This window comes from Amycolatopsis halotolerans, from assembly GCF_042647905.1.
Taxonomy (GTDB): domain Bacteria; phylum Actinomycetota; class Actinomycetes; order Mycobacteriales; family Pseudonocardiaceae; genus Amycolatopsis; species Amycolatopsis halotolerans.
The window spans coordinates 1-16,360 of sequence record NZ_JBHRWI010000021.1 but is presented as its reverse complement, the minus strand read 5'-3'; the positions used below and the strand labels follow the sequence as shown (position 1 = coordinate 16,360).

Here is a 16,360-nt window from a genome sequence, read left to right as displayed (position 1 = left end):
TGGGCACACAGAGTGCAGAGCCCACTCCTGACCGGCAGCCCGCGGCGGCTCTGCGACAATGGCCGCCGTGACGGCGAAGATTCTCGACGGCAAGGCCACGAAGAACGCCATTTTCGCAGAGCTGCGCCCGCGAGTGGCCGCGCTCGCGGAGCAGGGGATCACCCCTGGGCTGGGCACGGTGCTGGTCGGCGACGACCCCGGTTCCCACTCCTACGTGAAGATGAAGCACGCGGACAGCGCGAAGATCGGCGTCAACTCGATCCGCCGCGACCTGCCCGCGGATATCTCGCAGGAGAAGCTCGAAGCCGTCATCGACGAGCTGAACGCCGACCCGGCCTGCCACGGCTACCTCGTCCAGCTGCCGCTGCCGAAGCACCTTGACGCGAACCGCGTCCTGGAGCGCATCGATCCGGAGAAGGACGCCGACGGCCTCGCGCCGATCAGCCTCGGCCGGCTCGTGCTCGGCGAAGCGGGCGCGCTGCCGTGCACCCCGTACGGAATCATCGAGCTGCTCAAGCGGCACGGCGTCGAGCTGAACGGCGCGCAGGTCACTGTGGTCGGCCGCGGCATCACCGTCGGCCGCACGCTTGGCCTGCTGCTCACCCGCCGCAGCGAGAACTCCACTGTCACGCTTTGCCACACCGGCACCCGTGACCTCGCCGCCGAGGTGCGCCGCGCGGACATCGTGGTCGCCGCGGCGGGCGTGCCCGGGATCATCAAGCCGGACATGGTCAAACCCGGCGCGGCGGTGCTGGACGTCGGCGTTTCGCATGTGGACGGCAAGCTCACCGGCGACGTCGACCCGGCGGTCGCCGAGGTGGCCGGCTGGATCTCGCCGAACCCCGGCGGCGTCGGCCCGATGACGCGGGCGATGCTGGTCACCAACGTCGTCGAGGCCGCGGAACGCGCGGCCGCCCGCTGATGGCGATGACCGGTCAACGGCAGCGCGGCGATCGTCCCTGGCTCGTCCACGTGCCGTTCGCGGTGATCATGCTGCTGCTGGCCGTGGCCGTGGTGCGGGCTTTTCAGTACCACTGGCGCGAGGGGGCGGCGCTGGTCGGCGTCGCCCTGTTCGTGGCCGGTGTGCTGCGCGCGGTGCTGCCGGAGGAGCGCACCGGGCTGCTGGCGATTCGCGGCAAGGTCGTAGACATCCTCACCTACGGCGCGTTGTGCGCCGCGGTGCTCTACATCTCGCTGACGATCGTCGGCGGTCCGTTCGACGCCTCGTCCTGACGGGACTCGGTCAGGACGCGAGCGCGAGTTCCTTCTGGACCCGCGCCTCGCGCCGGTCCAGCAATCCGGACACCGCGGCGATCGACACCCCGAGCACGGCCAGCAGCGCGCCGACCCAGTTCGGGGCCAGCAGGCCGAGGCCGCCCGCGATGACCAGGCCGCCGAGGTACGCGCCGATCGAGTTGGCGATGTTGAACGCCGACTGGACGGCGGCCGAAACCAGCGACGGCGTGCCGCCCGCCTTCTCCATGATCCGCGCCTGCATCATCGGGCCGATCATGAAGCCCGCGACGCCCACGAAGAAGATCGTGATCGCCGCGCCGACCTTGCCCTGTGCGGTCACGGTGAAGATCGCGAGCACGGTGGCCAGCGAGAGCAGCGCGACGTACAGGCTCGGCATCAGCTTCTTGTCCGCGAGCCGTCCGCCCAGGTAGTTGCCGATCGTCATGCCGACGCCGGCGAGCGAGAGCAGCACCGTGACGTTGGCGGGCGAGTATCCGGCGACGTCGGTCAGCATCGGCGCGATGTAGGACATGCAGGCGAACACGCCGCCGAGGCCGAACATCACGATCGCCAGCGCCAGCCACACCTGCGGACGGCGGAACGCGCCGAGTTCGCCGCGGATCGACGGGTCGGCCGGGCGGCCCTGGTGCGGCACCAGTTTCGCGATGGCGGCGATGGCGAGCAGGCCGATCACCGCGACGACGCCGAACGTCGCGCGCCAGCCGACCTGCTGGCCGAGCAGGGTGCCGAGCGGGACGCCGATGACGTTCGCCAGCGTCAGGCCCATGAACATCATCGACACGGCCTTCGCGCGCTGGCCCGGCTGCGCGAGGCTGGACGCGACGACCGCGCCCGCCCCGAAGAACGCGCCGTGCGGCAGCCCGGCGAGGAACCGGAACGCGATGCCGAAGTCCTGGTTCGGCGAGAGCGCGAACAGCGCGTTGCCGACCGTGAACAGGCCCATCATCGCCAGCAGCATGGTTTTGCGCGGCAGCCGGACGGCCAGTGCGGTGAGCAGCGGGGCGCCGATCACCACGCCGAGCGCGTAGGCGGAGATGAAGTAGCCCGCGGACGGGATGTCGATGTGGAAGTCCGCGGCGGTCAGGGGCAGCACACCCATCATCACGAACTCGGTGGTACCGATGCCGAAGGCACCGACGGCGAGCGCGAGCAACGCGACGGGCACGGCTCTCCCTTCCTGGAGAAATCGTTTTCTCAGCGCCTGGGTCACAGGCTTCTGAAGCGCTTTAGAACGAGGGCAAAAAACTAGACAGCCCCGACGTCGTCGTGCTGTCTCGCTCTAGTTGAACCGATGGAGGGCGGCCTTGTCATCCCGGTATTCGGGTGAGGCCCGCCACGTAGCGCGACCGGTCAGCGCGGCGCGGCCAGCACGCCGTCGAGCAGGCCGGGGAACAGTGCGTCGAGATCGTTGCGGCGCAACGCGTTGTACCGGGTGGTGCCTTCCTGGCGGCCGACGATCACCCCGGCCTGGCGCAGCGTCGCGAGGTGATGGGTGAGTGTGGACTTGGTCACCGGCACCTCGAAACCGCTGCACGAGATCTCCGTTTCGGAGTTCGCCAGCTGCCGGACCATCGCCAGGCGGACCGGGTCGGCCAGCGCGCGGAGCACCGCTTCGACGGTGATCTCGTCGCGGTCCGGATAGGCGAGCGGCGGGAGCGGCACGGAAGCGGGCATGCGTCCATAGTACGACGGCTGTCGAAATTGTCGGTGCGGCCGTGTACGGTCGTCATCGAACTACGACGTTCGTCGAACTATCCGTTCAGGTCTCATTGGGGGGACATTCATGTCCAGCGTCTCGTCCTCGGCGGCGGCCCGGAACTCGGTGCTCGCGTTCGGGGCCTTCGGCGTCGGCACCAGCGGCTACATCGTGGCCGGGCTGCTGCCGGCGCTGACCTCCGAGCTGCACATCTCCGCGACGGCCGCGGCGCAGCTCGTCACCTCGTTCGCCATCGCGTACGCGGTGGGCTCGCCGTTGTTCGCCGCGGCCACCGGCCGGTGGGAACGGCGGACGCTGCTGGTCGCCGCGCTCGCGGTGGCCGCGGTCGGGAACATCTTCGCGGCCGTCGCGCCGGGGTACACCACATTGCTGATCGCGCGGGTCGTCACGGCGATCGGGGCCGCCGTCTACACCCCGGCCGCCACCGCCGTCGCCGCGGAATTGACCACGCCGGACCGTCGCGGCCGAGCCGTTTCGCTGGTGTTCGGGGGGCTCACCATCGCGCTGATCTTCGGCGTCCCGCTGGGCAGCGTGATCTCCCAGCAGTTCGGTTACGAGGGCGCGTTCCTGTTCGTCGGCATCCTCTCGGCACTCGGCGCGCTCGGGGTGCGGGTCGCGTTGCCGAAGGTCGCGCCGCCGCCCGCGGTCAGGCTCGCCGAGCGGTTCGCGGTCGCCCGGGACAAGCGGATCGTCGCGCTGCTCGTCACCACCACGCTCGCCTGCCTCGCCGCGTTCATGGTCTACACGCTGGTTTCGCCGGTTCTGGCCGCCACGGCAGGGGTTTCCGGCGGGACGGTCACGGTGCTGCTGTTCTGCTACGGCATCGGCGGCGCGATCGGCAACTTCGCCGGCGGCCGCGCGGCCGACCGGTGGGGCCCGCGCAAACCGCTGCTGATCATCCTCGCCGGATTCACCGCCGTGATGGTGCTGCTGCCGTTCACCGCGACGACCGTCGTCGGGGCCGGGATCACGTTGTTCGTGTGGGGCTTGGCGAACTGGTCGTTCAGCCCGCCGGTGCAGCATCGGCTCATCGAGCTGTCGCCGGGGCACGCCGGTCTCGCGCTGTCGCTCAACGCGTCGGCGATCTACCTGGGCGTCGGCCTGTCCGGGGTCGTCGGCGGCGCGGTGCTGACCTCGGCCGGGGCGACTGTCCTGCCGGAGATCGCCGCGATCCTCGCCGCCGCGGCCGCGCTGGTGGTCGTCTTCTTCTGGGGCACGAGGAAGCGGGTTGAGATCCGCGAGGAGGTCGCGGTCTGAGAAGCTGCCGGGCGTGGCGGAGGTACTGGAGACCGTGCTCGGGCACGGCGGAGAACTGGTGCTGCGGCGCGACGGCGCCGAGTTCGAGGTGATCGAAAACGGGATGTTCCTGATGGACACCCGAAACGGCGAGTCGGAACGGCTGCTCGTGACCGGAGCGGCCGACCGGCTCGCCTCCGGTGCGCGGGTGGTGATCGGCGGACTCGGGGTCGGGTTTTCGTTGCGCGCCGCGCTGGACCACTCCGCGGTCGGCTCCGTGGTCGTGGTGGAACGCGAACCGGCGGTGATCGCCTGGAACCGCACCGGCCCGCTGCGCGAGGTCCACGGCGGGGCCTTGGACGATCCGCGGGTGACCGTGGTCGAGGCGGATCTGCTGGAGTGGCTGCGCACGACCGGCGAGATGTTCGACGCGCTGTGCCTGGACATCGACAACGGTCCAGAGTGGACGGTCACCGAGGGGAATGCGTCGCTGTACTCGGCTTCCGGTCTGGAACGGTTGTCTCAGCTGCTGCGTCCGGGTGGAGTGCTGGCGGTGTGGAGCGCGGGCGCGGCACCGGGGTTCACGGCTCGACTGCGGGAGCGGTTCGCCGAGGTGGACGTGGCGGAGATTCCGGTGCCGCGCGGGGAACCGGACGTGGTCTGGTTCGCGCGGGGCTGAGTCAGTTCGCCTTGGCGGCGGCCTTCGCGGCCTTCTTGAACGCGCGCACCTCACCGAGCGTCTTGGCGTCCGTCACGTCCGCAATGGACCGACGAGATCCGCGATCTCCGTACGCGCCCGCGGCTTCGCGCCAACCCTTCGGGGCCACTCCGCGTTGTTTGCCCAGCAGCGCCAGGAAGATCTTCGCCTTCTGCTCGCCGAAACCGGGCAGTGCCTTGAGGCGCTTGAGCACCTCTTCGCCGTCCGGCTTGGGGCGGCCGTCGAGCCAGATGCCTTCGGTGCGGCCGTCGTAGTTCTCGATGATGTGCAGCGCCAGCGCGTGCACGCGGCGGGCCATCGAGCCGCCGTAGCGGTGGATCGCGGGCGGGACCACGCACATCTCGACGAAGGTGTCGACGTCCGTCGCGGCGATCTTGGCGAGGTCGAAGCCGTCCATCCGGTCGGCGATCTTCCGCGGGCCCGCGAAGGCGTGCTCCATCGGGTACTGCTGGTCCAGGAGCATGCCGGTGAGCAGGGCGAACGGGTCGTCGTTGAGCAGCTTGTCGGCCGCCGGGTCGCCGGTCAGGTGCAGTTCGCGCAGCATGGCGCCATCTTCGCACAAACCGCCCGGTCAGCCGCGTGCGAAGCGGGCCGGGGTGATGCCGAGGTAGCGGCGGAAGTGGCGGGTCAGGTGTGCCTGGTCGGTGAAGCCCGCGGTCGTGGCGACGGCTGCGGGCGGGGTGCCGTCGAGCAGGAGCCTTCGGGCGTGGTCGACGCGGCGGCCGGTGACGTACCGGTGCGGCGGCAGTCCGAAGCGGCGGCCGAAGGCACGGACCAGGTGGACCGGGTGCGCGCCTAGGACGGCGGACGCGTCGGCCAGCGTCAGCGAATCCGGCAGGCCTTCGTCGAGGAGGTCGCGCAGGTCGTCGGCCAGGCTGCGGTCGGGCGGTGTCCTGGTCGGGCGGCCGAGGTGCAGCCGGAGCCGCTGGGCGACCAGGGCGAGGCGGCTTTCGGCTTCCAGCGGTTCGGCGAGCGACTGGTGCAGCTGGTGGATTCTGGTGCGCAGCAACGGATCCGGCAGACTTGGCTGATCGACGGCGGCTCCGATCAGGTCTTCGCCGAGCACGTCGGCGTCGAGGTAAAGCACGCGTTTGCGGAAGCCTTGGCTCGTGGCGGCGCGGCCGTCGTGCGCGACGTTCGGCGGCAGCAGCGTGACGGCCGTGCCGAGTGCGCCGTGGTGGTGCCGGTCGAGGTCATAGCTGATCGCGCCGTCGTCGACGATCAGCAGCGTCCAGGTGTCGTGCGTGTGCGCGGGGTAGGCGTGATCGGTGAACCGGGCGTGGAACGCCTCGGCGATTCCGGGCACCGAAGGACGCCAAGCCGACACCGTCATGTTCAAAACGTACAAGACCCGCACGCGGCGCCGGGCCGATGCTGTCCCGCATGAACCGATTCGACACGAAGATCGCCGTGCTGCTGCGGGACGACCTGGCCTCGTGGCAACGGCTGAACGTCACGGCGTTCCTGGTGAGCGGCGTGGCCCACACGACGCCCGAACTGATCGGCGAGCCCTACCTCGACGCCGACGACACCGAGTACCTGCCGATGTTCCGCCAGCCGGTACTCGTGTTCGCGGGCACCGCCGAGACGCTCGCGCTGGCGCACAGCCGGGCGCTCACCCGGGGTCTGCGGTTCTCGATCTTCACCGACGAGCTGTTCCAGACCGGCAATGACGTCGACAATCGCGCCGCGGTGCGAGCGGTGCCGACGGAGAAGCTGGCGTTGGCCGGGATGGCCGTGCACGGGCCGAAGAACGCGGTGGACAAGATCCTCAAGGGCGCTCAGCTGCACGGCTGAACGGAGTTTTTTCGCCGCAGCGCAGGGAATCCTGCCAAGATCGCAAGCGACCCTAGGGGAGGGAAATCATGCGAAGAATCTTGGCTGCCGTCGCTGCGGCGGGCATCGCGTGCGGGACGGCATCGGCTGCGCACGCGGACCCGGGCGGTTTCAGCTACACCTCGGATGCTGGTGCTTACCCGTTCGAGGGCAGTGCTTCGTGGACTGCTGGCGAGGTCACGGCGTGGGAGTACGGCGACGCGGTGAAGGTGAACGCCGAGACTCCAGACGGCTGGGACTGGGCACGCCTCGAGCTCAGCGCGCCTGCCGGACAACAGTTGCACGAGGGCACCTACTCGGGTGCCAGCGTCCGAGAACCGAGTTCGCCGCAGGCCACGACGCCGAGCTTCATCGCGTTTCGCGGGACCCGCGCAGACCCCGGAGGTGCCTGCGCGGCCCCTGGCGCGACCGCCGACTTCGCCGTGACCCGCCTGGCTCGCGCGGCCGACGGAGCGGTGACCGACCTCGACGTCACCTTCGTCCTGCACTGCTCCGCCGCTGCTGCTACTCGCGGCGAAGCGCACTTCCACCGTTAGGCCTCCGCGAACACCGCGAAGACCTGCCGTACCCGGTCGTCCTGATCGAGCGTCACGTGCTGTGCCGTCGCCGAGCTGAATCCGGCGTCGGTGGCCAGCGCGGCGGCTTCGTCGAGGGTGCCCGGGACGCGCAGGTCCCGCGGGTAGACGTCGGCGAACTTGCCGGTCGGCTTGAAGCGTTCCGACGACACCATGCTGAACGCCAGCTTGCCGCCGGGACGCAGCACGCGCCGCCAGTCGGCCAGTGCGCGCGGTCCGAGGAAGTGCAGTGCCGAAGCGCAGACGACCGCGTCGGCCTCGCCGTCGCCGATCGGCAGCGGGACCGCGGAGCCGACGTGCCAGGAGATCCGGCCGTCCGGGTCGCGGTCGGCGGCCTTGGCCCGGGCGATCTCGATCATCGCGGGGGAGAGGTCGATGGCGAACACGGCGGTCGGTTCCAGTTGCCGGAGCGCCGCGTAGGCAGCCGCGCCGGTGCCTGCCGCGACGTCGATCAGCAGGGTGGGCTTGGGGGCCAGGCCGCCGATCAGCCGCTCGGCCACATACGGGTGGAAGGTGTCCTCGTCGTATCCCGCCGCGTCGGCGTCGAAAAGTGTGCTCACCTAGCCACCGTAGTGGGCTTGACCAGTGATTATCCGGGCAATCGGCGACGGCCGGCGAAACCGAGGTCGGCCCGGTGGTACCAGGTCAGCTCCCGGTCGCCCTCGAGCCAGCACAGCAGCACGTCGTCGCCGTCGAGCGAGGCCGGGAAGTCCACCAGCAGCGGGGCGAACCCCTTCAGCTCGGCCCCGGTCGCCTGGATCGCGGTCATCAGGTCGTCCAGCCGGGCCTGCGCGGCCTTCCATTCCGGCAGGCCGCCGAGGCTGGTGTCCCGCCCGCCCGGACGCAGGGACGCGGCGAGCTCGGCGGCGTCGGCGCGGACCCGGATCAGTTCGGCGAGAACGGGAAGCAGCCGGGCGAGTTCGGTGCGGGCCTCGGCTACGGTGAACAATCCCATCTGCAAATAGTCTCACCGGGCCCGCGCCGTCTTGCCGCTACCTGCGTCGCCGCCCGAGTTTCGCGGCCAGACCCGCGCCGACCAGCAGGAATCCCGCACCGAGCAGCGCGCCGGACACCAGCCAGCCGCCGAATCCGGCCGCCAGCTCGTCTCCCGGCAGCAGGCGCAGCAGGTCGATGCCAGTCCGCGGCGACACCAGCGTGGCGACCCCGGGCAGCACGCCCCAGACCACCCCGCCGACGACCGGCCCGGCCGACGACCACGCGCCGAGCAGGGCCACCCCGACGAGCAGCAGCGCGCCGATCACCATCAGCGTCGTGCCGAGGCCGTCGCCGTGTTCGCCGAAGGTCGCGGAGACCCGCGTCTGCTGGCGGTAGCCGCCGAAGGCCAGCACGCCGATCGCGATCGGCGTGAGCACGAGGCCGCACAGTCCGCTCAGCACGCGCGCGACGGCGCGGCTGGCGGGCTGGCTGACCATCGCCGGTTGGGCGGGGTAGGGCGCGGGGTACGACATGGTGTGGCCTCCCAGGCTGTGGTTACGCGATGGGATGCTCGCCGGGCCCGTCCGGTTCCCCTCGGCCGGGCGCCCGGATCGTGCCCGGTCGGAGAGCCGCGTCAAGGGTGGTAGAGACTTGATTCCGACCACTTCTGGAACCATCCAGCTCTGTTAAGCAGTACGCTTGTACCGCTATCGGAGAGCGAAGAAGCGAACGCGAAGATCCGCGGAAGGAGCACCGCTGCTCATGGCCAAGATCAAGGTCCAGGGCACCGTTGTCGAACTCGACGGCGACGAGATGACCCGCATCATTTGGCAGTTCATCAAGGACAAGCTGATCCACCCGTACCTGGACGTCAACCTGGACTACTACGACCTGGGCATCGAGGAGCGGGACCGCACCGACGACCAGATCACGGTCGACGCCGCCAACGCCATCAAGCAGCACGGCGTCGGCGTCAAGTGCGCCACGATCACGCCCGACGAGGCGCGCGTGGAGGAGTTCGGCCTCAAGAAGATGTGGGTGTCCCCGAACGGGACCATCCGCAACATCCTCGGCGGCGTGATCTTCCGCGAGCCGATCGTCATGCGCAACGTGCCGCGCCTGGTACCCGGCTGGACCAAGCCGATCATCATCGGCCGGCACGCGCACGGCGACCAGTACAAGGCCACCAACTTCAAGGTTCCCGGCCCGGGCACCCTGACGATGACCTACACCCCCGAAGACGGCTCCGAGCCGATGGAGTTCCAGGTCGCGAACTTCCCCGAGGGCGGCGGCGTCGCGATGGGGATGTACAACTACCGCAAGTCGATCGAGGACTTCGCGCGCGCGTCGCTGCAGTACGGCCTCGACCGCGAGTACCCGGTCTACCTGTCGACCAAGAACACGATCCTCAAGGCCTACGACGGCATGTTCAAGGACGTGTTCCAGGACATCTTCGAGGCCGAGTTCAAGGCCGACTTCGACGCCAAGGGCATCACCTACGAGCACCGGCTGATCGACGACATGGTCGCCGCGTCGCTCAAGTGGGAGGGCGGCTACGTCTGGGCCTGCAAGAACTACGACGGCGACGTCCAGTCCGACACCGTCGCGCAGGGCTTCGGTTCGCTCGGCCTGATGACCTCAGTGCTGCGCACGCCGGACGGCAAGACGGTCGAGGCCGAGGCCGCGCACGGCACGGTCACCCGGCACTACCGCCAGCACCAGCAGGGCAAGCCGACCTCCACCAACCCGATCGCCTCGATCTACGCGTGGACCCGGGGCCTCGAGCACCGCGGCAAGCTGGACGGCAACTCGGAGCTCATCGGCTTCGCGAACAAGCTGGAGCAGGTCGTCATCGACACCGTCGAAGGCGGCAAGATGACCAAGGACCTCGCGCTGCTGGTCGGCAAGGACCAGGAATGGCAGACGACCGAGGACTTCCTCGCGACGCTGGACGAGAACCTGGCCAAGAAGATCGCGCAGGGCTGATCTTTCTTTAGCCGTTAGGGAGAAGGGCACCTCGGAGGAGTCTTCCGAGGTGCCCTTCTCTTGTGTGTCACTCTTCGTGTTGTGTCGGTGACAGGATTGGCACCTCCGGGTGGAATGGGGTCGGGAACCTGTCCGGGCACGGCCGGACTGCCTACTCTGGACGAGGGGTTTTCGCGACTGAGGAGCGGCCGTGATTCTGGGTTTGCCCAAGAAGACACTGATTATTATCGGCGTCATCGCTGCGGTCGTGGTCATCTACGCGTTCGGCCAGAAAGGCCAGGCGGACGCGCAGGGATCCCCGACCGGCTGCAAGGTCTCGGTGACCGCCGACGTGCTCAACGCGCGGGAAACCGCCGCGGGTAACGGGAAAGTCATCGGGAAGTACTTGCGCGGCGCGGAATTCGACGCACAACCCGTGGTGCAGAACGGGTTCCGGAAGATCGCTGACGGCAAGTGGGTCGCGGACGGCTTCGTGACGCCGGTTCCTGGGGCCAAGTGCTGAGTCCGTTTCGGGCTGGTGCCCGGTTGCGGCGCTGATCGTCCTCTGTGCGGGCGCAGGTCCGCGCGGACTGCTTGCGGTGCTTGGGTTCGTGTGGTTGCTGGGTTCGATGCGTCGCGTGGTTCGCCTGGGATCGAGCGGTTGGCGGGGCCGGTGCCGGGCGTGCCCGGTGTGGTGTCTCGGCTCCGGTGATTGTTCGTCTCATGTGGTGGGACGGCTTCCGTTGTCCACGCGGGATTGCCGCCGATCGGCTGAGCCGATGCCCCCGTGCGGCTCGGAACTTTCGCGATTGCCGGATGCCTTTACGGCACCTGCGGCGGTTCGGTTTGCTCTTTGAACTGTTCGGTACCGCCGTGAAAACGTGCGGGGGCCGATCGCGATTTTTCTCCGGTGCGCGATTATGCGTGATTCAGCATGAGTCCTTCTTCCGCGGCGAGCACTTTCCCGGAGAACTCGGCGCGGGCTTCGGCCACCGAAACCGCTCGGTCGGAACCCGGCCAGAAATGCGTGAGTAGCAGCGTTCGGACATTCGCCGCAGTGGCGAGCCGGCCTGCTTCCGCGGCAGTCATCAGGTAGCGGGGGCCCTCAGGCGGCGCGCCTTGCAGGGTGGCTTCGCAGATGAGGACGTCGGCGTCGCGGGCCAGATCGGCCAGTTGCGGAGCGGGACCGGTGTCGCCTGTGTAGGCGAGGGTATAGCCGGATGTGGTGAGGCGGATTCCGTAATTCGGCACGTGGTGCGGCAGGAGCTCGGTCGTGAGCCGGAACGGGCCGAGATCGGTCTCTGGGCCGATGTCGTGGAGGTCGAAGTTCTCGTCGGGGGCCGGGCTGGGCTCCATCGCGGCGAGCCGGCGCACGGTGCCGGGAGTGCAGTGCATCGGGAGCTTGCGGTCGGTCGTGTAGTGGCGGGCCCGGCCGAGCGCGCTGACGTCCGCGAGGTGGTCGGGATGCTCGTGGGTCACGACGATCGCGTCGAGCCGGTCGGCGGGGACGTGCTGGAAGAGCTGTGCGGCGGCGCCGTAGCCGAGGTCGAGTGCGACGTGGAAATCCTCGTGGGACAGCAGGAATCCGGCGCAGGCGCGGCCGGGTTCCGGCCAGGCGCCACAGCTGCCGAGGACAGTCAGTCGGGGCATGGCGGTCATTCTGGACCTCGCCGGACCTGCCGTGCGCGGAAAATTGTCGGACCCGGCGGGTAGCGTGCGCGGGGTGCTGATCGTCTCCACTGTCAACGTCAATGGCCTCCGGGCCGCCGTCAAGAAGGGCTTCGTCGAGTGGCTGGCCGCCACCGAGGCGGATGTCGTCGCGTGTCAGGAAGTGCGGGCCGAGGCCGCGCAGCTGCCCGCGTCCGTCGTCGCGCCGGAGGGGTGGTTCGCCGCGCACGCGCCCTCGGTCGCGAAGGGACGCAACGGGGTCTCGCTGTACAGCCGCGTCGAGCCGGACGAGGTGCGGACCGGGTTCGGCGAGCCCGAGTTCGAGGACAGCGGGCGGTACCTGGAAATGCACCTGCCCGGCGTGGTGGTGGCGAGCCTGTACCTGCCGAGCGGCGACGTCGGCACGGAGCGCCAGGACGAGAAGGAGCGCTTCATGGCCGCGTTCCTGCCGTACCTGGTCGAACTGCGCGCGAAGTCGGCCGCGGAGGGCCGGGAGGTCGTCGTGGTGGGCGACTGGAACATCGCCTACGACACGGTCGACCTCAAGAACTGGCGCGGCAACCAGAAGAACTCCGGCTTCCTGCCCGAGGAGCGCGAGTGGATGGGCCGCGTCTACGAGGCGGGCTACACCGACGTCCAGCGCCGTCTCGACGCCGAGGGCCCCGGCCCGTACACGTGGTGGTCCTATCGGGGCAAGGCGTTCGACAACGACTCGGGCTGGCGCATCGACTGCCAGCTCGCGACCCCCGGTCTCGCGGAGAAGGTGACGTCCGTGGTGGTCGAACGGGCAGAGTCGTACGACCAGCGCTGGTCGGACCACGCGCCGGTCACCGCGAAGTACGACGTGCCGTTCCCGGGTTGAGCCTGGTTGTGGTGCTGGTGACTAGCTGGTGAATAGCCTGCTGAGGGTAGTTCGGGTTTGTTCTGCGGGGTGATTCTGTCCGGTTTCGCCGGGGTTGAGGACACTGTGCGTGGTTCCGCGAGCCGCGCACGGCGCTGACCACCGACGACGCCGAGACGCCAGGGGTGCCCATGGTTACTCCCCGAGTGGGCGCTAGCCTCGGCACCCGAGTTGATCAGATCCGACAGGTCTTGACACGCTCGGTAGTTTTCTGACCAGTAGCACGTCGAGAACTCATCCTTACGGGTGAGGCACTCACTCAGAACAGTCACCTCGCGGGAGGCACTCCGGTGCGCAACCCAGGCCGGTTCGTGACACGGTCCACGCTGGCGCTTGGCCGTCCGGTGCCGCGCGCGTCCGTCACCCCATCGGGGGTGCCCAGCGCGACGGCAAACAAACCGACTTCGATTCGCGACGCGGCACAGGACGGTCGCGGTGCTTTGGCGGCAGGCAGCAGGGCAGCGGCTTCGGGCCGTTCCTTGGCTGTTGCGGGCGGACGCGTCCTGGCGGTGCTGACGACGATCCTGGTCGCGGCCGTCGGAACGGGCGCGACAGCTTTCGCGGACGACGGTGTGGTCCGCGCGGAGACGACGTCGACCGGGTTCGGGATGCTCGGACCGGTCGGCCTGGTCGCGGTGGGCTTCGGCATCATCGGGATGGCGCTGGGCGTCGTCCGGCAGCGGCGCAAGGCCCGCGCGAAGACGATCGAGGCGGTGGCTGCCGCCGGTGCTCTCGACGAGGAGCCGACCCGGCCGCTCGAGCCGGCTCCGGCCGCGCTGCCCCTGCGGCAGTCCTAGTCGGCTGGCCGGTCCTCCGGCATCCCGGCAGCGGCGGTGAATTCCCCGCCAGAACCTTCTTATGGCCTGGTCGGCACCGAGTCGCCAGCAGTCCCAGCGAGCCGTGTTCGGTTCGCAGCGTGCCCGGGCCTGAATCTCCTGGCGGCGTTGAATCGTCGGCGGTCCCGACGAACCGCGCTCAGTTCGGGGACTGAGCCTTCCGGCGGCGCTGAATCGCCAAGCAGCGGCTCCTCCCCGGAAGTGAATCTTCGGGCGGAGCCGTCGAGGCGTCCCGGCTGCCCGTCCGCACTGCGAACCGCCGGGCCCGCGGCGCCGCCTCCCTCGCAGCCTGAAAGAATCTCGGCGTGTCCGACGAACAGAACGGGCGCCTGCGGGTGCTTTCCGGGATCCAGCCGACTGCCGACTCCTTCCACCTCGGCAATTACCTCGGCGCCCTGCGTCAGTGGGTGCGGCTGCAGGACACCCACGACACCTTCTACTGCGTCGTCGACCTGCACGCGATCACCGTCGAGCAGGACCCGAAGGTGCTGCTCGAGCGGACGCGGCGCTCGGCAGCCCAGCTGCTCGCGATCGGGGTCGACCCGGCGCGGAGCGCGCTGTTCGTGCAGAGCCACGTGCCCGAGCACGCTCAGCTGAGCTGGGTGCTCGAATGCCAGACCGGCTTCGGCGAGGCCGGGCGGATGACGCAGTTCAAGGACAAGGCCGCCAAACAGGGCAGCGACCACGCGAGCGTCGGCCTGTTCACCTACCCGGTGCTGATGGCCGCGGACATCCTGCTCTACCAGACCAACGCGGTGCCGGTCGGCGAGGACCAGCGGCAGCATCTCGAGCTGACCCGCAACCTCGCGCAGCGGTTCAACAGCCGGTTCGGCAAGACGTTCGTCATGCCGGAGCCGTTCATCGTCAAGGACACCGCGAAGATCTACGACCTGCAGGAACCGACGGCGAAGATGAGCAAGTCGGCGGCGACCGCCAACGGGCTCGTCGAGCTGCTCGAGGACCCGAAGCGCTCGGCGAAGAAGATCCGTTCCGCGGTCACCGACACCGGCCGCGAGGTCCGGTTCGACCGCGAGGAGAAGGCCGGCGTCTCGAACCTGCTCACGATCTACTCCGCGCTGACCGACCGCACCGTCGCCGACCTCGAAACCGCCTACGAGGGCAAGGGTTACGGCGATCTCAAGAAGGACCTCGCCGAGGTGCTCGTCGACTGGGTCACGCCGCTGCAGGAGAGCGTCCAGTCCTATTTGGACGATGTCGCCGAGCTGGACCGGATCCTCGCCGCGGGTGCGCGGCAGGCGCGCGAGGTCGCGTCGGCCACGCTCGCGTCGGTCTACGAGCGGATCGGGTTCCTGCCCGCGAGCTGATCGCGACCGGTAACCGCGCGGGCACGCTCGCGTTGCGGGGCCCGGTTGCCGTGGTTAGCGTTTTCCGGTGGCGAAAGAGACCGGTGACAAGGAAAAGCTGCTGCCCCGGCTGCGGCGGAAGTACCCGTGGCTGGATCACCTGATCCGCGCCAACGACTCCTTCAACGAAAACTACGGCAACCATTACGCGGCGGCGATCACCTACTTCAGCGTGCTGTCGGTGTTCCCGATCTTCATGGTGGCGTTCGCGATCGTCGGCATGGCGCTCGGGCACAACACCGCGGTGATCGACCAGATCACGCACGGGATCGACAGTTCGGTGCCGGAGGGGCTGCGCGGCCTGGTCAAGCAGATCACCGACGCCGCGCTGAAGTCCGGCAGCGGCATCGGGGTCTTCGGGCTGTTGCTGGCGCTCTACTCCGGCATCGGCTGGATGGCCAACCTCCGCGACGCGCTCACCGCGCAGTGGGGCCAGGAGAAGAAGACGGAACCGTTCGTCAGCAAGACGGTCAAGGACCTGCTGTCGCTGCTCGGGCTCGGGCTGGCGCTGGTCGTGTCGTTCGCGCTCACCGCGGCGGGCAGCGGTCTCGGCGAGCTGCTGCTGAAGCTGGTCGGGCTGGAAGGCCAGGGGTGGGCGAAGTTCCTGCTGCACCTCGCGACGATCGTGCTCAGCCTGATCGCCAACGCGCTGGTGTTCCTGTGGGTGATCGCGCGGCTGCCGCGGGAGCACGTCGCGCTGCGGAGCGCGGTCAAGGGCGCGCTCATCGCCGCGGTCGGATTCGTGGTCTTGCAGCAGGTCGCGACGGTCTACCTGGCGAGCGTCACGAAGTCCCCGTCGGCAGCGATCTTCGGGCCGGTGATCGGGTTGCTGGTGTTCGCGAACCTGGTGTCGCGGTTCCTGCTGCTGGTGACGGCGTGGACGGCGACCGCGCGGGAGAACCAGCGACGGGTGGTGCAGCCGCCCGCTCCGGTGTTGCTGGAGCCGCGGATAACGGTGCAGCACGGGCTGGGGCTCGGTTCGGTGGCCGGCGCGTTCAGCGCTGGTGCCCTGCTTGCCTGGCTAGGCCGCCGAAAAGGCTGAAAAGTACGTGAGGGGAACCCTGAGCTTGAGTTTTAAGGTCCGGGTGTCGGAGTGGGTGCCCGGTTGGTCATGGGTGAAGCCCTTGGTTGATCATTCTTCTTGCGACAGAAGGAAGATCACAACCAAGGGCTTCGATGAACAGTGTGCACCACGCCGGCGCGGCCACCGCGCTGGGGGATCTGTCCGAGTTCCGGCAGGAGTTCTACGGGTGCCTGACCGCGCGGGCGGACGCGTTGTTCGAGCTGGCCGACGCGGCGCTGTGCGCCGGCGGGCCGGTGGGCTCGCTGGTCGAGCTGTCGCTGGAGCCTG

Annotated in this window: 20 protein-coding genes; 12 read left to right on the top strand and 8 right to left on the bottom strand. The window is 69.1% G+C overall.

The window, feature by feature from the left end; translation table 11 throughout:
* The first annotated feature begins 67 nt into the window (after nucleotides 1-67).
* Both ACFORO_RS18260 and ACFORO_RS18255 read left to right on the top strand, forming a co-directional pair.
* Nucleotides 68-922, top strand: coding sequence for a bifunctional methylenetetrahydrofolate dehydrogenase/methenyltetrahydrofolate cyclohydrolase (locus ACFORO_RS18260; protein WP_377874612.1), 855 nt, complete (start codon nucleotides 68-70; stop codon nucleotides 920-922).
* Complete coding sequence (locus ACFORO_RS18255; RefSeq protein ID WP_377874610.1) at nucleotides 922-1,233, top strand: DUF3017 domain-containing protein; 312 nt, start codon at nucleotides 922-924, stop codon at nucleotides 1,231-1,233. The genes ACFORO_RS18260 and ACFORO_RS18255 overlap by 1 nt, the downstream gene beginning before the upstream one ends.
* Nucleotides 1,234-1,243: 10 nt before the next feature.
* On the opposite strand, the gene ACFORO_RS18250 is transcribed toward ACFORO_RS18255, so the two are convergent.
* Nucleotides 1,244-2,422 (bottom strand): MFS transporter, encoded by a 1,179-nt coding sequence (locus ACFORO_RS18250; RefSeq protein WP_354742391.1) that lies wholly within the window; start codon nucleotides 2,420-2,422, stop codon nucleotides 1,244-1,246.
* 185 nt (nucleotides 2,423-2,607) lie between these two features.
* Nucleotides 2,608-2,931 carry an ArsR/SmtB family transcription factor gene (locus tag ACFORO_RS18245; RefSeq protein ID WP_377874608.1) on the bottom strand — a complete coding sequence of 108 codons (324 nt, stop codon included), beginning with the start codon at nucleotides 2,929-2,931 and terminating at the stop codon, nucleotides 2,608-2,610.
* A gap of 109 nt (nucleotides 2,932-3,040) precedes the next feature.
* Here ACFORO_RS18245 and ACFORO_RS18240 point away from each other — a divergent pair, with 109 nt between their 5' ends.
* Nucleotides 3,041-4,231 carry an MFS transporter gene (locus ACFORO_RS18240; protein WP_377874606.1) on the top strand — a complete coding sequence of 397 codons (1,191 nt, stop codon included), beginning with the start codon at nucleotides 3,041-3,043 and terminating at the stop codon, nucleotides 4,229-4,231.
* A 13-nt stretch (nucleotides 4,232-4,244) separates the two neighbouring features.
* Complete coding sequence (locus ACFORO_RS18235; protein ID WP_377874604.1) at nucleotides 4,245-4,889, top strand: spermine/spermidine synthase domain-containing protein; 645 nt, start codon at nucleotides 4,245-4,247, stop codon at nucleotides 4,887-4,889.
* 1 nt (nucleotide 4,890) lies between these two features.
* On the opposite strand, the gene ACFORO_RS18230 is transcribed toward ACFORO_RS18235, so the two are convergent.
* Together ACFORO_RS18230 and ACFORO_RS18225 are read right to left on the bottom strand one after the other, a co-directional pair.
* Nucleotides 4,891-5,472: an HhH-GPD-type base excision DNA repair protein gene (locus ACFORO_RS18230; RefSeq protein WP_377874602.1), complete on the bottom strand. Its 582-nt coding sequence runs from the start codon at nucleotides 5,470-5,472 to the stop codon at nucleotides 4,891-4,893.
* Between the two features lie 27 nt (nucleotides 5,473-5,499).
* Nucleotides 5,500-6,261, bottom strand: a complete 762-nt coding sequence (locus tag ACFORO_RS18225; RefSeq protein ID WP_377874598.1) for an AraC family transcriptional regulator — start codon at nucleotides 6,259-6,261, stop codon at nucleotides 5,500-5,502.
* A 50-nt stretch (nucleotides 6,262-6,311) separates the two neighbouring features.
* Between ACFORO_RS18225 and ACFORO_RS18220 the strand changes: the two genes are divergently transcribed.
* Entirely contained in the window at nucleotides 6,312-6,725 is a 414-nt protein-coding gene (locus tag ACFORO_RS18220; protein WP_354742379.1) for a DUF2000 domain-containing protein, read from the top strand.
* A 68-nt stretch (nucleotides 6,726-6,793) separates the two neighbouring features.
* A complete protein-coding gene (locus tag ACFORO_RS18215; protein ID WP_377874596.1) occupies nucleotides 6,794-7,300 on the top strand; it encodes a hypothetical protein in 507 nt (168 codons plus the stop codon).
* Here ACFORO_RS18215 and ACFORO_RS18210 read toward each other — a convergent pair.
* From ACFORO_RS18210 to ACFORO_RS18200, 3 genes are read right to left on the bottom strand one after another with little or no spacing between them, the layout of a single operon-like run.
* Nucleotides 7,297-7,899, bottom strand: a complete 603-nt coding sequence (locus ACFORO_RS18210) for a class I SAM-dependent methyltransferase (RefSeq protein ID WP_377874594.1) — start codon at nucleotides 7,897-7,899, stop codon at nucleotides 7,297-7,299. The genes ACFORO_RS18215 and ACFORO_RS18210 overlap by 4 nt on opposite strands.
* Before the next feature lie 29 nt (nucleotides 7,900-7,928).
* Entirely contained in the window at nucleotides 7,929-8,294 is a 366-nt protein-coding gene (locus ACFORO_RS18205) for a DUF2203 domain-containing protein (RefSeq protein ID WP_116201667.1), read from the bottom strand.
* 37 nt (nucleotides 8,295-8,331) lie between these two features.
* Nucleotides 8,332-8,808 carry a hypothetical protein gene (locus ACFORO_RS18200; protein ID WP_377874592.1) on the bottom strand — a complete coding sequence of 159 codons (477 nt, stop codon included), beginning with the start codon at nucleotides 8,806-8,808 and terminating at the stop codon, nucleotides 8,332-8,334.
* A gap of 229 nt (nucleotides 8,809-9,037) precedes the next feature.
* Between ACFORO_RS18200 and ACFORO_RS18195 the strand changes: the two genes are divergently transcribed.
* Together ACFORO_RS18195 and ACFORO_RS18190 are read left to right on the top strand one after the other, a co-directional pair.
* On the top strand, nucleotides 9,038-10,261 hold the full coding sequence (locus ACFORO_RS18195) for an NADP-dependent isocitrate dehydrogenase (RefSeq protein ID WP_354742371.1): 1,224 nt from the start codon (nucleotides 9,038-9,040) through the stop codon (nucleotides 10,259-10,261).
* Between the two features lie 190 nt (nucleotides 10,262-10,451).
* A complete protein-coding gene (locus ACFORO_RS18190) occupies nucleotides 10,452-10,763 on the top strand; it encodes an SH3 domain-containing protein (RefSeq protein WP_354742369.1) in 312 nt (103 codons plus the stop codon).
* A gap of 395 nt (nucleotides 10,764-11,158) precedes the next feature.
* Here ACFORO_RS18190 and ACFORO_RS18185 read toward each other — a convergent pair whose 3' ends face one another.
* A complete protein-coding gene (locus ACFORO_RS18185; RefSeq protein ID WP_377874589.1) occupies nucleotides 11,159-11,890 on the bottom strand; it encodes an MBL fold metallo-hydrolase in 732 nt (243 codons plus the stop codon).
* A 64-nt stretch (nucleotides 11,891-11,954) separates the two neighbouring features.
* Here ACFORO_RS18185 and ACFORO_RS18180 point away from each other — a divergent pair, with 64 nt between their 5' ends.
* The 4 genes from ACFORO_RS18180 to yhjD all read left to right on the top strand — a co-directional run bounded on the left by ACFORO_RS18180 (nucleotide 11,955) and on the right by yhjD (nucleotide 16,051).
* Complete coding sequence (locus ACFORO_RS18180; RefSeq protein ID WP_354742511.1) at nucleotides 11,955-12,770, top strand: exodeoxyribonuclease III; 816 nt, start codon at nucleotides 11,955-11,957, stop codon at nucleotides 12,768-12,770.
* Nucleotides 12,771-13,120: 350 nt separating this feature from the next.
* The gene (locus ACFORO_RS18175) at nucleotides 13,121-13,606 is read left to right on the top strand and encodes a hypothetical protein (protein ID WP_377896592.1); all 486 of its coding nucleotides are present in this window, start codon (nucleotides 13,121-13,123) and stop codon (nucleotides 13,604-13,606) included.
* A gap of 344 nt (nucleotides 13,607-13,950) precedes the next feature.
* Nucleotides 13,951-14,970, top strand: a complete 1,020-nt coding sequence (gene trpS / locus ACFORO_RS18170; protein ID WP_344270578.1) for a tryptophan--tRNA ligase — start codon at nucleotides 13,951-13,953, stop codon at nucleotides 14,968-14,970.
* 67 nt (nucleotides 14,971-15,037) lie between these two features.
* Nucleotides 15,038-16,051 (top strand): inner membrane protein YhjD, encoded by a 1,014-nt coding sequence (gene yhjD / locus ACFORO_RS18165; protein WP_377874584.1) that lies wholly within the window; start codon nucleotides 15,038-15,040, stop codon nucleotides 16,049-16,051.
* Nucleotides 16,052-16,360 lie beyond the last annotated feature (309 nt).

Bases quoted from the DNA above. Each gene is read 5' to 3' on its own strand.
- ACFORO_RS18215 (WP_377874596.1), top strand. From the start codon at position 6,794: ATGCGAAGAATCTTGGCTGCCGTCGCTGCGGCGGGCATCGCGTGCGGG.
- ACFORO_RS18230 (WP_377874602.1), bottom strand. From the start codon at position 5,472: ATGCTGCGCGAACTGCACCTGACCGGCGACCCGGCGGCCGACAAGCTG.
- ACFORO_RS18220 (WP_354742379.1), top strand. From the start codon at position 6,312: ATGAACCGATTCGACACGAAGATCGCCGTGCTGCTGCGGGACGACCTG.
- ACFORO_RS18195 (WP_354742371.1), top strand. From the start codon at position 9,038: ATGGCCAAGATCAAGGTCCAGGGCACCGTTGTCGAACTCGACGGCGAC.
- ACFORO_RS18205 (WP_116201667.1), bottom strand. From the start codon at position 8,294: ATGGGATTGTTCACCGTAGCCGAGGCCCGCACCGAACTCGCCCGGCTG.
- ACFORO_RS18240 (WP_377874606.1), top strand. From the start codon at position 3,041: ATGTCCAGCGTCTCGTCCTCGGCGGCGGCCCGGAACTCGGTGCTCGCG.
- ACFORO_RS18200 (WP_377874592.1), bottom strand. From the start codon at position 8,808: ATGTCGTACCCCGCGCCCTACCCCGCCCAACCGGCGATGGTCAGCCAG.
- ACFORO_RS18225 (WP_377874598.1), bottom strand. From the start codon at position 6,261: ATGACGGTGTCGGCTTGGCGTCCTTCGGTGCCCGGAATCGCCGAGGCG.
- ACFORO_RS18245 (WP_377874608.1), bottom strand. From the start codon at position 2,931: ATGCCCGCTTCCGTGCCGCTCCCGCCGCTCGCCTATCCGGACCGCGAC.
- ACFORO_RS18185 (WP_377874589.1), bottom strand. From the start codon at position 11,890: ATGCCCCGACTGACTGTCCTCGGCAGCTGTGGCGCCTGGCCGGAACCC.
- ACFORO_RS18255 (WP_377874610.1), top strand. From the start codon at position 922: ATGGCGATGACCGGTCAACGGCAGCGCGGCGATCGTCCCTGGCTCGTC.